Source organism: Natronorubrum tibetense GA33, assembly GCF_000383975.1.
GTDB lineage: Archaea > Halobacteriota > Halobacteria > Halobacteriales > Natrialbaceae > Natronorubrum > Natronorubrum tibetense.
In genome coordinates this window covers 2,886,727-2,899,830 of record NZ_KB913017.1, presented here as the reverse complement: position 1 = coordinate 2,899,830, position 13,104 = coordinate 2,886,727, and the positions used below count along the sequence as shown (strand labels likewise).

Genomic DNA, 13,104 nt, shown 5'->3' with positions numbered 1-13,104 from the left:
CCGTTCAGTTCAATCGACCCGATTGACCCGGACGGTTCGGTCGCCCTGATCCGCCCGATCGGTCCGATCCGTCTAATCAGCGTGATCCGTCTGATTGGCCGCGGTACCGACCGGGACTGATGGCGGACGAGGCGCTACACCGGCTCGAGTCCCGCCTCCTCGCGCAACACGTTGATGTACTTCCGGAAGCCGGACTCGAGGTCGTACTGGACCTCGTAGCCCAGATCGTCCTGGGCCTTCGTCATGTCGAGGTTCTGGGTCCAGGGGAGTTCCCCCTCGTCGGAGACGTCGATCTCGGCGTCGGGCAGTACGCTTTCGACGGCCTCCGCGGCCTCGCGGACGGTCGCGAGCACGCCGCGGACGTTGTAGACGCGCTGGGTCAGGTCCGATTCGGGCGTGAACGCCGCTTTCCGGAACGCCTGTGCGATGTCCTCGACGTGTTGCCAGTCGATCGCCTGATCGCCGTACTCGACGCTGTAGGACTCTCCGAGGGCGGGCTTCTCGATGATGTTCGCCAGAAACGCCGAGCCGCCAGTCTCGCGATAGGGGCCGTAGGCCACCGTCGGTCGCAGTGCGACGTGGTCGAGGCCGTAGTCCTCGTGGTAGACCCGCGCCTGATGCTCGTTGTACTCCTTCGTCGCGCCGTAGAGCGTATCGGGGTAGACGAGCTCGTCTTCGTCGACCCACTCCGCGTCGTAGTTGTGCGGTGGCGCGTAGGCCGCCGCCGAGGACGCCCACGCGACCCGCTCGACCTGATCATCGAGCGTGCGTGCGGCCTCGAAGACGTTGTTCGTCCCCAAAATGTTCACGTCGGCCGCCGCACGCGGGTTCTCGCGCGCGGTCGTCGTCAACAGTGCCGCGAGGTGGACGATGTGCGTCGTCCCCGTCTCCTTGACCGCCCGAATCACGTCGGTCGGCTCGGAGACGTCGCCGCGTCGTACCACAGTCTCGTCGGCGACGCCGAGTTTCTCGAGAATCTCCGTGTCCGTCGAGAGGTCGTACGCCACGACGTCGTGGCCGTGTTCGAGCAGATCCTGTACCACGTAGGAGCCGATGAAGCCAGTTCCGCCAGTTACCAGTACCGTCGCATTGTCGTTCATGTGTTAGTGATGTGTTGCTGATTGACGTATATGTTGGTGATCGTTGGGGCCGTCCGTTGCCGCTCGTTACTCATGCAGTCCACCGATCGATTCGTAGAACGAGGAGGCTAGCGTGGCTGCCATATCCTCCTCGCGATCGATCCGGACGTCGATCACGTGAGGCACGTCGGTTCCCTTGCCGTCCTCGAGCGCCTCGACGAACTCGTCGGTTCTGGTCACGCGCGTGCCGACGGCACCGAAGGCCTCGGCGATTTTGACGAAGTCCGTGTCGTGAAACTCGACGCCGGCGATATCGCCGTCCTCGTGTTGCATCTGCCGGACCATCCCGAGGCTGGTGTCGTTTAACACGACGAACGTCGGCGCGACACCGTACTCGACAGCGGTCTCGACGCTGTTCATCGTCATCGAGAACCCGCCGTCGCCGGCGACCGCGATCACGTCCTTGTCGGTGGTCAACGCCGCCGATACTGCCGCCGGATTCGCCCACCCCATCCCGCCGACGCCACCGCTTCCGAAGTAGGTTCGGACGGCCGGCGTCTGGAGATAGTACAGTAGCCAGAACCGATTGTTTCCGGAGTCGGCGGTGACGATCGTCTCCTCGTCGACGACCGACTGGATTGCCTTCGCCGCGCGCTGGGGTTTGATCGGGGCCGAATCGTCCGCGCACTCGGGTGCGTCGAACCACTCCCGGGCTTTCGCCGCCCGCTCTCTCGCCCAGTCGTTTGACTCCTCGCCAGCGTCGGCGAGCGCGGCCAGGCTCTCCGTCGCGTCGCCGATGAGACCCACGTCGGCGGGGTAGACCCAGCCGGCGTTGCGCGTGTCGATATCCGCGTGGATAATCGTCTGCTCCTCGGGCCGAATGAACTCGGGCGCTTGCCAGTTGGTATCCATCGGATTCAACCGGCAGCCGACGACGAGCAGCGTATCGGCCTCGCTGACGACCTGGTTCGCCCCCTCGTGGCCGAACGAGCCCATGACGCCGGCGGCTCGGTCGTCCGTCTCGGGATACGTGGATTTGCCGAGGTACGACGTTACGACGGCGCAGTCGTAGGCGTCGGCGACCGCCTCGAGTTCGTCGTACGCCTGTGCAGCATGGACGCCGTTCCCCGAAATGATTACCGGGCGTTCGGCGGCCTCGAGCGCCTCGGCGGCCGTCGCGACGTCCGCCGCGGTCGGCGCGGCGTCCCACGTTCGCGTCTGTTCGCGTGCGTCCCACGCGGGTGGCGTCGGATCGTCGGGAACGTCGTCCGTGATCGCGCCCCCGTCGAGGATGATCGCCGTCGGGCCGGGACGGCCGGCGACGGCGTGTTTGAACGCCAGTTGCGTCGATCGAAGTGTTTCGACCGGCGTGCGCGGGAACCACCACTCCTTGGAGACGCCGTCGAGGATCGAGGGAAGGCTGAACCCGCCGTAATCGCCTCTGGCCTGCTGGTATGGTGCCAGCGTCGAGTACTCGCCACGCTCGGAGGCCTCCGTGAGGACGACCATCGGCGACGATGACAGCCGCGCTTCCATCTGACCGATCATTCCGAGGCTGCCGATCCACGGTCCCTGACCGGTGAGAACCCCCGGTTTCCCCGTCAACCGACCGTGCATCTCGGCCATGACGCTCGCCTCGCGTTCGTCGCGCGGCCGGACGAGCGTCACTGCCGAATCGGGGAGGTCCTCGAGCAGTTCGATCACTCGACCGCCCGGGTAGCCGAAGACGTATTCGACGCCCAGATCCTCGAGCGTGTCGACGAGTGCGGACGCGGTGGTCGTCATGTCTCGTCTACGTGGACCGTCTCCTCGACGACCATCCGCGGCCCGGCACCGGGATCGGTGAACTCGGCTGCGTCGTCCATGACCTCCTGGCCCACGTCGGACTCGAACGCGTCGTTCAGCGCCCGTCCGTCCTCGAACGTGAGCTCGAGCACGCCGTCGTACTCGGCGTCGTCGGGGTTCACCGGCACCGACGTGCTGTACCGTTTCAGGCCGGGCAGGTCGCGGGCGATATCGGCGTGATCGCCCTGCCACCGCTCGGCGAACTCCTCGTGGCTGTACTCGTCGTCTCGGACGAGAAACTCGACCAGTGTTATCATACATCGTCACTGTTGCCATCCGCCGACTTTGTTCTATCGGTGTGGTGTGTCCACAGCAGGCGCGGTGGTTGTGTATTCGTACCAAACAGCTATATGCGCGGATCGAGGTGTCTGCGGTATGTCCGTGCCCGAGATGCCTGCGATGCGCGTCGATCACGTCGGCATCGCCGTCGAATCGATCGAGGAGGCCGAGGTGTTGCTGTTCGTCCTCGGCTGCGAGAAGATCCACGAGGAGGCCAGCGAGTACGGCCAGTTCACCTGGGCGACGTACGTCCTCGGGGACGCCTCGAGACTCGAACTCATCGCCCCCGACCCCGGCACGGAGTCGTTCCTGACGGACTTCCTCGAGCGGCAGGGCCCCGGGCTCCACCACGTCACGCTCGAGGTCCGCGACCTCGAGCGAGCGGTCGACGTACTGGAAGCGCACGATGTTCCCGTCGCCGACTACGCCGAGTTCGAGCACTGGGGAGAGGCGTTCGTCCCGCCGTCGAACCCAACGGGCGCGTTGCTCCAGTTGATGGAGTACGACGACGGCTACGCGGAGCACCGCGAGGCCGGAAAACGGCTGTTCGTACGGGACGAGCCACTCTGACGGACACTGTAACGGTCTCGTCGTATCCAGCATCGAGAGCGCAGTAGTTGCCTGTCGTGTGACCACCGTCCTCATCATTTATTGTCCTGTGTGAAAAACACGCTCGTGATGTACAAACACGTGGCCCTACTGGTCCGTCAGGACGGCCTGTCTCACGAGGAGTTTGTCGAGCACTGGCAGACCGAACACACGCCGATCGCCCGTGAGATCGAGGGCGTCGTTCGCTATCAACAGGTACTACCGACCGAACCGGATCACGCCGAGTTCGACGGGATCGCGGAGCTCTACTTCGAGGACCTCGAGGCCCTCCACGACGCGCTCGGCAGCGAAGGTTCGCGGGACTACGACCCCGAGAAGGGGAAAGCCAAGGAAGCTCGCGAGGACGTCGACAACTTCCTCGCGGTCGAGGAGCGACCCCGGTTTATCGGCGAGGAGATCGTCCAGAAGGACGAGGTCGACGGCGACACGGACGGCCTCTACAAGCATTCGGCGTTTCTCGTCCGAAAGGAGGGGATGAGTCACCAAGAGTTCGTCGACTACTGGCAGACCGAGCACACGCCGATCGCCCGCGAGATCGAGGGCGTCGTCAAGTACAATACGGTCCTGCCGACCGATCCCGAACACGCGGAGTTCGACGGCGTCGCCGAACTCTACTTCGAGGATCTCGAGAAGCTGTACGACGCGCTCGGCGGCGAAGGCTCCCGGGACTACGACCCCGAGAGAGGGAAGGCGAAGGAGGCCCGCGAGGACGTCGACAACTTCCTCGCGATCGACGAACGGCCCCGACTCATCGGCCGGGAACGCCTCGTCACGGACGAGCACTGATCGTCATGTCGGAGCCAGATTTCGATTTCGACGACCAGGTCCGCGAGGCGTTTCCGGAACTCGAGGAAATCGCGGACGACGACCTTCGCGACCGCGTCGTCGAGGCGTGGACGCTCGGCTTAACGCGCGGCGGCTGGCGGGACGTCGAAGACATCCCCTACGCCTGGAACATCCACGAGGTCACGAACGTCGAGCACGTCCGCGGCGTTACGCGCATCGCACTCGAGTCCGCTCGCGAGCAGCGGGAGTTTCACGGCGCCGACCCGGACATCGACACGATCGTCGCCGCGTGTCTCCTCCACGACGTGGGCAAGTGCTACGAGTACCCGGCCTTCGTGGACGACGAACTGCTCGCAGCGCCCGACCCGAGATACGTCAGCGAGGAGATCCCCCACTCCATCTCCGGCTACGCGCTCGCCCACGAGGTCGGCTGTCCGCTTTCCGTCCAGCGCGCGATTCCGCACTTCCTCGGTGAGGTACCGAAACGGACGCTCGAGGCCGAACTCGTCAAGAGCGCGAACTCCGCCTCGTCGAACGCCATCACGCAGGCGACGATGGGGATCACGCTACAGGAGTGGGTCGAGGAGTACTCCCAGACCTCGTAGCCGGTTGGCCAAGAGACGACTCCAAACTCTAATACCGGGTTCGAACGATACGAACGAAACCGCCGATCGTTCGAATAGCGGGAACAGGTTTTTGTCAGTTCTCCGCAAATGTACGCACATGGCAAGCGACTCGCGACACAGGCCGGTCGAAACCGTCGAAACCGCCTTCGACATCGTCGACGTGGTCAAAGACGCCGACGGTGCGGGGATCACCCAGATCGCCGCCGAACTCGAACTCGCGAAGAGTACGGTTCACCGCCACGTAAAGACTCTCGAGTCGCGGGGACTGCTCGTCCAGGAGGGCGACACCTACCGCATCAGCACGTGGTTTCTCGATTACGGGATTCACGTCCGCAACCGTCACCGACTGTACGACGTCGCCAGGCCGAAAGTCGACGAGCTCGCGGCCGAAACCGACGAAAAGGTCTGGTGCGTGATCGAAGAGCACGGCGTCGGCGTCCACATCTACGGGGCCCAGGGACGACACTCCGTGAAAACCCACGCTCGGATCGGCCAGCGGACGCACCTCCACCAGTTCGCTGCGGGAAAAGCGATTCTCGCACACCTCCCCGACGAACGGATCGAGGAGATTCTCGACGACTACGGACTCTCCGCACAGACGGATCGAACGATCACCGACGGTGACGAACTCCGCGACCACCTCGAGACGATCCGCGAGCGAGGATACGCGTTCAACCGCGAGGAGTCGGTCATCGGCGTCCACGCCGTCGGTGCGCCGATCAGAAACGAGTCGGGCACTGCAATCGGCGCGATCAGCGTCGCCGGCCCCGCAAATCGGCTGCGTGGCGACCTGATGATCGAGGAACTCCCCGATCTGCTGCTCGGCGCGACGAACGAAGTCGAAGTCAATCTCGCGCACTCTTGAACCCGCCCGAGCACTGACGATGTCTCCCCTCGTTCGAACTATTCGAACACCGACGATACCGCCTTTCTATTGCAGCGCTGATTCGATTCGAATAGCGGGCTGTGAGCGTTCGGGAACCCGCAAACCGATCGAATAAACGCTATCGGGAGCTGCGAGCGATGTAGGAGTGACTCGGAACTACCCTGCCGATACTTTACAAACGTACGCCTGTAATTAACTTACATCTGTTGAGAGAAGGTAGATCAATCATGATCGATAGTGTTGGAAACTGTAGCGTCTATCGGTTCGCTCCGTTCGCATAACTCGAACGGTGCGTGACGGACGGTCGAGTCCGAGCGACTGCTCGATGACTTACAACCCGAGGAACTCCTCGGCAGTCTCCCAGAGGATCTTGCGCTGGACCGACTCGTCGAACTCGAGTTCGGCGAACTGCTCGAGCCACGGCTCGGGCTCGAGCATGGGGTAGTCAGTTCCGAACATGACCTTGTCCGAGAGGAGGGATTGGGCGTACTCCAGCACCTGATCGTCAATATATCTCGGCATCCACCCGGAGAGATCCATGTAGACGTTGCCCTTCTGCTGGCAGATCGCGAGCTGTTCTTTCTCCCAGGGGTAAGCGGGATGGGCGATGAGGATCTGCAGGTCGGGGTAGTCGGCCGCCACGTCGTCGATCAGCATCGGATTCCCGTACTTGATCTTCAATCCGCGACCACCTGGCGAACAGGCCCCGAGCGTCGAGTTGCCGCCATGGAAGACGACAGGAACGCCGAGATCCTCGATCGTCGCCCAGAGCTCTTCGTGTTCGGGATCGGACGGGTCGAACCCCTGGGCGATCTGCTGGAACTTGAACCCGGAGAGATCCAGGTCTTCCACGCAGCGAATCGCCTCTTCGACGCAGTCGTCTTTGAGCGGATCGACGGAGCCGAAGCCGATGAAGAAATCGGCGTACTCGTCACGAACCTCGGCGACGTAGTCGTTCGGAACGGGCGGATTTCCGGTGTTCGTTTCCGCGTCCCAGCCGAGCAAGACGGCGCGGCCGACGCCGGCCTCTCGATACTCCTCGAGCATGTGCTCGTACGTGTCCGGCTCGAGATCGGCACCGAACCGGTCGGCCGCGTCTTTCATCATCTGCCCGCCCGCGTCGTGGAGGAACTCGCTCGTCGGCTGGTGGGCGTGCATGTCGATTGCGCGCGGCTCGTCGAGTACCGTAGGTGCACCCATACTACGAGCGATGTGATGATGCTATATGTATTTTCGTCCGTCGACCGCAGTTTCACTCGCACTGATTCGCAACTGTCGATCACGGGTTCGGGAACAGTTAGGCGACAGTTCCATAACAATCATATTCCTTATTATTCCTCATAACTACCAAATAGTAGGTATTTATAGAACACTGCTGCTATTTTCGAATCTGCGATCTGAAACTCCCCTAAAAGCGGTGTTAGAGTGTTTTAGGGAATTTTCCGAGTTATTCTTCCAGGGGTCAAATCGAACACCTGAAAGACACAAATAAAGCGCATAGCGGTCCTTTTTAGCACTATATCGGCTGTTAAGAGACTATCCTGAGCTATTGGACAGATTACACACATGTAGTCTTATTTTGATTCATTTTATGCCGTCATATCATTCCCAATGAGTGCGGTACCGCGCTGCTCTTCACGGTACGCCAAACTGTCACTGTGAACTGCTCGACGGGACGACCGGACCGCGGTATCCGTTCGTCGACCACGTACGGACGGTCGCCGTCGAACGACTGCGCGTAGAATCAATAGGGACCATTCTGGCGGCCGCCGATACCGGTCAGCGCGGACGGCAACTGACTCGAGCCGCTCTCTTCACAGAAATGCAAGGAGGAAACCCACGACTTTAGTCGTGGGAGGAATCCGACTCCGAAGAGAGTCCGCGCAGTGACTCCTCGCCGATTTCGTCGAGGACGTGCTCGTGGAACGCCTGTAGGGCGGCGCTCTCGTCTTCCGCGAGAACGACATCGCTGGCCGAGAGGGTGGCCAGGCCGAACGCCCGCGGCGTCGGCGAGTCCAGCAGTTGGCGCTCGAGCGCGATGTCGCCCGTGTCGAGCGCGCCGACGAAGTCCTCAATCTCCCCGACGTCGAGTTTGTCCTCGAGGATCTCCCGATAGGTCTCTTCGATGACCGCGAAGTTCTCTAAGTCCTCGGCGAAGCCGAGCAGCATCTCGCTCGAGACCTGCTGCTGGCTCGCGGACTTCTCGTAGCCCTTGTAGCGTTTGAGAATCATCAGCGACCGCGTCGCGTTGATCCGGAAGTACCGCTGGAGGAGGTCGGTGCCCGAAAGCGCGGCCCGGAGATCCTCGCGCACTTGTTCGGGCCCGAGGTCCTCGACGATCCCCTCGATGTCGACTTTCCGATTCAGCGGCATCGAGAGGACGAAGCCGTTGTCGGCGACGGCGACGCGAACGTTGGCGGTCGCCTCCTGGGCGCAGCGATAGGCCAGCAGCCGCGAGAGCCCGTCGTTGAACTGCCGGCCGTACAGGGAGTGAACGTAGTAGTGGCGTTCGTACTCGTCGCGGTCACGGACGACCTCGATGGCGAGTCGCTCGTCGGTGCTGACGCTCTCCGAGCCAGCATAGCGGAACTGGTGTTCGAACAGCCGCGCGATCGCCCGCACGCTGTTGTCGTCAAGCGGGAACTCCCGGAGCCACGCCCGGACCCGCGGCGGACCGCCGTCCTCGAAGTGACCGAGGAGTTCGCCCTGGAATTCGAGGATTTCGCGTCCGAGATCGTACGACAACGGCAGCCGTTCGGAGTACCAGGAGGGGACGGTCGGCCGCGCGCTCGTGCGATCGACGTACACCTTCGAGCCGCGACGGTAACGGTACTCGAAGTGGTCGCCGCCGAGGACGAAGACGTCGCCCTTCTCGAGCGTGTCGAGGTAGCTCTCGTCCAGTTGGCCGACCCACTCGTTGCTCCCGCGCGTGGAGACGTCGCAGGTAAAGGAGTCCGGAATCGTTCCGATGTTGGTCATGTAGATGACCCGGGCCAGTCGGCCCCGTTTGCCGATCAGCGTCTCGCCGACGGGGTACTCCTCGTAGTGGTGTTCACCGTCGGGCGGGTCGTTCGCGTCGCGCCAGACCTTCGCGTAGACGTTGCGATCCTCGAGGCCGGCGTACTCCGCGGTGAGGTACCGCATCAGTGACTCGTACTCCTCGTCGGTGTAGTTCCAGTAGGGGTAGGCACGGCGCAGGATGGCCTTCAGATCGGACTCGGGACGGATATCCGCGATGGCCATCCCGTAGACGTGCTGGGCGGCGACATCCTGGGCGTTCTCGGGGATCGAGACGGAGTCGACGAACCCCTCTTCGGCCTTTTTGAGCATCACCGCACACTCGAGCAGTTCGTCCCGATCCAGCGCGATGACGCGGCCCGTCACCGTCTGACCGACGCGGTGGCCCGCTCGCCCGACGCGCTGGAGAAGGGAGGCGACCGATTTGGGCGAACCGACCTGAACCACGAGATCGACGTGGGGCATGTCGATCCCCAACTCGAGGCTCGTCGAGGTCGTCACCACGTCGAGATCGCCGCCTTTCAATCGGCCCTCGATATCCTGTCGGACCTCCTTTGAGAGGCTGCCGTGGTGACAGCCGGAGTTCCCCTCGTCGTAGGCGTCGAACTCCTCGCGGAGGTTGTGCAGGACTCGCTCCGCGCCGGAGCGCGTGTTCGTGAAGACGATCGTATTCGTGTGGTCCTGGATGTGCTCGTGGAGCATCCGATAGAACCGCTGCTGGACGACCTCGCGGGACGTGTTGATCAGATCGTCGGTGGGACACTCGAGTCGCATGTCGAACTCGCGAGCGAAGCGGGCGTCGACGATGTCGTATGGGCGGTGATCGCCGCCTGTCTCTTCCTGGCCGACTAAAAACTCCGCAACTTCCGAGAGCGGTTCGATTGTCGCCGAACAGCCGATCCGGGTGATGTCACCCTCGGACAGCGCCTCGAGTCGTTCGAGGCTCACCGAGAGGTGCGTGCCGCGTTTGCCCGCCGCCAGCGAGTGGATCTCGTCGACGATGACGTACTCCACCGTCCGTAGCTTCTCGCGGAACTTCGGGGAGTTGAGCAAGATCGCGAGCGTCTCGGGGGTCGTGTTGAGGATGTGAGGCGTCTCCTCGAGCATCTTCTGGCGGTCGTACGAGGAGGTGTCGCCGTGGCGGATGGCGTGGCGGATTTCGCCCATCTCCGTGTCGTCGTTGCGATCGGCGACGATCTCCTCGATGCCCTCGAGCGGCACCTCGAGATTGCGGTGGATGTCGTTGGCGAGCGACTTGAGGGGGGAGACGTAGAGGCAGTAGACGGAGTTCTCGAGATCATCGGAAGCGTCTTGCTCCCGGGCAGACGGCTCTCGTTCGTCGACATCGGGAGACTCGCGGGTCCGTCTGTAGAGTTCGTTGATGATCGCACAGAAGGAACTGAGCGTTTTCCCCGACCCGGTCGGCGCACAGACTAACGTGTTCGTCCCGTCGTGGATTTTCGGGATCGCGCCCCGCTGTGGCGGTGTAAAAAAGCCCTCGTTCTCGGGAACGAACTCGCCGAACTCCTCGAGCCACCACTCCTGGACCGCGGGCTCCAAGAGGTCGAAAACGTCTCGGTCCTCGATGGTGATAGACGCCGGATCGAAGGGAAGATCGTCGTCGGCGACGGGCAACTCGAGGCCGTCGTTCCCGCTCATTGTGGTCGACTCGGAGGGCGGGAGGGAAGAGGGTTTGCCCACCGGAGTGAAAGTGAACGCCGGGATCGGCCGATCGGGTTCCAGCGACGGGGGAGCCGTCCCTGCATCCGCAAGCCGGTCGTGTATATTGTCGAGTATCAACGAAGCGAAGCGGAGGACGACGCGAGCGTTCGGCACACGACTCGCGGCGAGGCCGGTCGGCCACCGAGCCGCGTCGTCGACTACCAAATGACTCGATTGACACGTCGCACGCTACTCTGTGGAATTTCGCTCTCGGCCGCCGCGGGGGTTCTCTCCGTCGGCGCGCGGAAGAATCGACCGTTTGCTTCACGTTCGGATTCGAACTCGAGCGGAGACGACGCCGCGTTCGATCCGGCGACCGACGCCTTTGGATTCGAAAACTATTCCACGCCGCCCGCGGCCCCCGATCCGGGTGCATTCGTCTCGGAGAGCGAGCTTCAAGACTCCCTGACGGACTCCTGGGAGGAAACGTTCGGCGATCAGCTGTCGTTCGCCACGGGCGTGGCTCCCGATACGCAGATTCGAACGGTTGCCGAACGGCTCTACGCGAACGCCAACCGACTGTTCGGAACGAAGGGATACTGCTACGGGATGGCGATGGCCGCGCAGTGGTATTTCGAGGAGCCGACCGCCCGTCCCGTCGACCGCAAGTCGACCAGCGAGATCGAACACGTTAACGATCCGCTCGAGGATCGAGACTCGTCGCCCGTGCGCGACGATGTCGAGCGATTTCATCGGAGCCAGTTCACCGACCTCGAGTCGTGGATCCGACGGCGTGTGCTGCTTCGGCCCGAGTGGATCGACTACCGATCGCAGGCCGACGAGATTCGCGAGGCGATCGACGAGTTCGGCTCGGCGGGCGTGACGATCTCCGGCGAGAACGTACTCGAGGCCCACTACGTGCTCCTCTATGATTACGACGTGAGCGAGACCAAGGTAACGTTCGCCGCGTACGATCCGAACGATGCCGCCGCCGAGTACGCGGACAGAAGCGACTCGCGGACCGTCGGCATCGATACGACCAGCGACGAACCGCTGCTGGGATCGTACGAAGGGACGTACGATCGGTTCCTGTTCGATCAGACGGACCGAGCCGTCAGCACTCGGATGAGAGCGGATCAGGACCGCTAGCTCGCCGTCACAGCTCCGTCACGACCTCGACGCCGCGCGTGTCGTACTCGCTCATCGCCGCGAGTCGGTCGGAAACGTCCGCGAGCGAGACGCGATTCGTGACCAGCCGTTCGGGCTCGAGCGCGCCGGAGTCGATCATCCGCAGCAGTTCGTCGTACCGCGACGGCGGCATGCCTCGAGAGCCGACGACGGTAACGTCCCAGCGTGTCAGCTCGTCGATCGGCAGCGACACCTCGCCTTTTTCGGCGGCCGTCGTCAGCCCGATCTGGACGTGGGTGCCGCGGATGCGGAGACAGTCCACGCTGTTGCGGCAGGTTTCGGCGCGCCCGAGTGCGTCGACGGAAACGTGAGCTCCCCCATCGGTGATCGACTCGATTAGGACCGGGACGTCGGACTCGCCGGTTTCTTCGCGTTTCGCTCCGTTTACCGTCTCCTCGGCCCCGAGATCGGTCGCCATCGCGAGCGGTTCGTCGCGGACGTCGACCGCGATCACGCGCGCACCGAGTGCGCTCGCGATCTGGACGGCCGCCAGCCCCAGGCCGCCACAGCCGTGGACGGCGATCCAGTCGCCGGCGTCGACATTGGCCCGGTGGGCGAGCGCGTGGAACGCGGTCACGTACCGACAGCCGAGCGCGGCGACGGCCTCCGCCGAGACGTCCTCGGGGAGCGCCACGGCGTTGAAATCGGCGTGGGGGACGTGGACCTGCTCGGCGAACGCGCCGGGAACGCTCGATTCGAACCCCAGCGCGTAACCGTCCTCGCAAACGTTTCCGTGACCGTTCCGGCACTGATAGCACGAGCCCTCGCCCAGATTGAACGGCACCGCGACGCGGTCGCCTTCCTCGAGCGTATCGACTTGCTCACCGACTCGAGCGACCCGTCCCGCCGGCTCGTGGCCGAGAATCTGCCCCAGCGGCACCTGATCGTCGGCCCACTCGCCGTGGCCCTGCCAGGCGTGCCAGTCGCTCCGACAGATGCCGCAAGCGTCGACATCGACGACGACCCCGTGGGGGGCCAGGTCGGGCGGATCGACGGACTCGATCGACAGCGGTTCGCCATAGGCCTCGAGTACTGCAGCGCGCATACCGTAACCGTCGAGCGCCGACGTGGTAACGTCTCCGACAATCGGGCGACCGAATCGGTGTTCGCTTCGCTTCGAAGAGGG

General features: G+C 63.4%; 11 protein-coding genes. 5 read left to right on the top strand and 6 right to left on the bottom strand.

Annotation, left to right across the window (positions count from 1 at the left end; genetic code table 11):
• Nucleotides 1-134: 134 nt before the first annotated feature.
• The 3 genes from NATTI_RS0115110 to NATTI_RS0115100 all read right to left on the bottom strand — a co-directional run bounded on the left by NATTI_RS0115110 (nucleotide 135) and on the right by NATTI_RS0115100 (nucleotide 3,181).
• Entirely contained in the window at nucleotides 135-1,100 is a 966-nt protein-coding gene (locus NATTI_RS0115110; protein ID WP_006090339.1) for an NAD-dependent epimerase/dehydratase family protein, read from the bottom strand.
• A 66-nt stretch (nucleotides 1,101-1,166) separates the two neighbouring features.
• On the bottom strand, nucleotides 1,167-2,864 hold the full coding sequence (locus NATTI_RS0115105; RefSeq protein WP_006090338.1) for a thiamine pyrophosphate-binding protein: 1,698 nt from the start codon (nucleotides 2,862-2,864) through the stop codon (nucleotides 1,167-1,169).
• Complete coding sequence (locus NATTI_RS0115100; RefSeq protein ID WP_006090337.1) at nucleotides 2,861-3,181, bottom strand: EthD family reductase; 321 nt, start codon at nucleotides 3,179-3,181, stop codon at nucleotides 2,861-2,863. The genes NATTI_RS0115105 and NATTI_RS0115100 overlap by 4 nt, the downstream gene beginning before the upstream one ends.
• Nucleotides 3,182-3,299: 118 nt before the next feature.
• Between NATTI_RS0115100 and NATTI_RS0115095 the strand changes: the two genes are divergently transcribed.
• The 4 genes from NATTI_RS0115095 to NATTI_RS0115080 all read left to right on the top strand — a co-directional run bounded on the left by NATTI_RS0115095 (nucleotide 3,300) and on the right by NATTI_RS0115080 (nucleotide 6,089).
• Entirely contained in the window at nucleotides 3,300-3,773 is a 474-nt protein-coding gene (locus NATTI_RS0115095) for a VOC family protein (protein ID WP_006090336.1), read from the top strand.
• A gap of 108 nt (nucleotides 3,774-3,881) precedes the next feature.
• Nucleotides 3,882-4,598 carry an EthD domain-containing protein gene (locus tag NATTI_RS0115090; RefSeq protein ID WP_006090335.1) on the top strand — a complete coding sequence of 239 codons (717 nt, stop codon included), beginning with the start codon at nucleotides 3,882-3,884 and terminating at the stop codon, nucleotides 4,596-4,598.
• A 5-nt stretch (nucleotides 4,599-4,603) separates the two neighbouring features.
• Nucleotides 4,604-5,203 (top strand): HD domain-containing protein, encoded by a 600-nt coding sequence (locus NATTI_RS0115085; RefSeq protein WP_006090334.1) that lies wholly within the window; start codon nucleotides 4,604-4,606, stop codon nucleotides 5,201-5,203.
• A gap of 118 nt (nucleotides 5,204-5,321) precedes the next feature.
• Entirely contained in the window at nucleotides 5,322-6,089 is a 768-nt protein-coding gene (locus NATTI_RS0115080) for an IclR family transcriptional regulator (protein WP_006090333.1), read from the top strand.
• 351 nt (nucleotides 6,090-6,440) lie between these two features.
• On the opposite strand, the gene NATTI_RS0115075 is transcribed toward NATTI_RS0115080, so the two are convergent.
• Both NATTI_RS0115075 and NATTI_RS0115070 read right to left on the bottom strand, forming a co-directional pair.
• Complete coding sequence (locus NATTI_RS0115075; protein WP_006090332.1) at nucleotides 6,441-7,310, bottom strand: amidohydrolase family protein; 870 nt, start codon at nucleotides 7,308-7,310, stop codon at nucleotides 6,441-6,443.
• A gap of 645 nt (nucleotides 7,311-7,955) precedes the next feature.
• On the bottom strand, nucleotides 7,956-10,787 hold the full coding sequence (locus NATTI_RS0115070) for an ATP-dependent helicase (RefSeq protein ID WP_006090331.1): 2,832 nt from the start codon (nucleotides 10,785-10,787) through the stop codon (nucleotides 7,956-7,958).
• Between the two features lie 120 nt (nucleotides 10,788-10,907).
• Here NATTI_RS0115070 and NATTI_RS0115065 point away from each other — a divergent pair, with 120 nt between their 5' ends.
• Nucleotides 10,908-11,939, top strand: coding sequence for a hypothetical protein (locus NATTI_RS0115065; protein ID WP_006090330.1), 1,032 nt, complete (start codon nucleotides 10,908-10,910; stop codon nucleotides 11,937-11,939).
• Nucleotides 11,940-11,946: 7 nt separating this feature from the next.
• Here NATTI_RS0115065 and NATTI_RS0115060 read toward each other — a convergent pair whose 3' ends face one another.
• Entirely contained in the window at nucleotides 11,947-13,023 is a 1,077-nt protein-coding gene (locus NATTI_RS0115060) for a zinc-dependent alcohol dehydrogenase family protein (protein WP_006090329.1), read from the bottom strand.
• Between the last annotated feature and the right edge of the window lie 81 nt (nucleotides 13,024-13,104).

Excerpts from the sequence above, each read along its gene's own strand:
- NATTI_RS0115110 (WP_006090339.1), bottom strand. The coding sequence starts at position 1,100 with ATGAACGACAATGCGACGGTACTGGTAACTGGCGGAACTGGCTTCATC.
- NATTI_RS0115105 (WP_006090338.1), bottom strand. The coding sequence starts at position 2,864 with ATGACGACCACCGCGTCCGCACTCGTCGACACGCTCGAGGATCTGGGC.
- NATTI_RS0115100 (WP_006090337.1), bottom strand. The coding sequence starts at position 3,181 with ATGATAACACTGGTCGAGTTTCTCGTCCGAGACGACGAGTACAGCCAC.
- NATTI_RS0115095 (WP_006090336.1), top strand. The coding sequence starts at position 3,300 with ATGTCCGTGCCCGAGATGCCTGCGATGCGCGTCGATCACGTCGGCATC.
- NATTI_RS0115090 (WP_006090335.1), top strand. The coding sequence starts at position 3,882 with ATGTACAAACACGTGGCCCTACTGGTCCGTCAGGACGGCCTGTCTCAC.
- NATTI_RS0115085 (WP_006090334.1), top strand. The coding sequence starts at position 4,604 with ATGTCGGAGCCAGATTTCGATTTCGACGACCAGGTCCGCGAGGCGTTT.
- NATTI_RS0115080 (WP_006090333.1), top strand. The coding sequence starts at position 5,322 with ATGGCAAGCGACTCGCGACACAGGCCGGTCGAAACCGTCGAAACCGCC.
- NATTI_RS0115075 (WP_006090332.1), bottom strand. The coding sequence starts at position 7,310 with ATGGGTGCACCTACGGTACTCGACGAGCCGCGCGCAATCGACATGCAC.
- NATTI_RS0115070 (WP_006090331.1), bottom strand. The coding sequence starts at position 10,787 with ATGAGCGGGAACGACGGCCTCGAGTTGCCCGTCGCCGACGACGATCTT.
- NATTI_RS0115060 (WP_006090329.1), bottom strand. The coding sequence starts at position 13,023 with ATGCGCGCTGCAGTACTCGAGGCCTATGGCGAACCGCTGTCGATCGAG.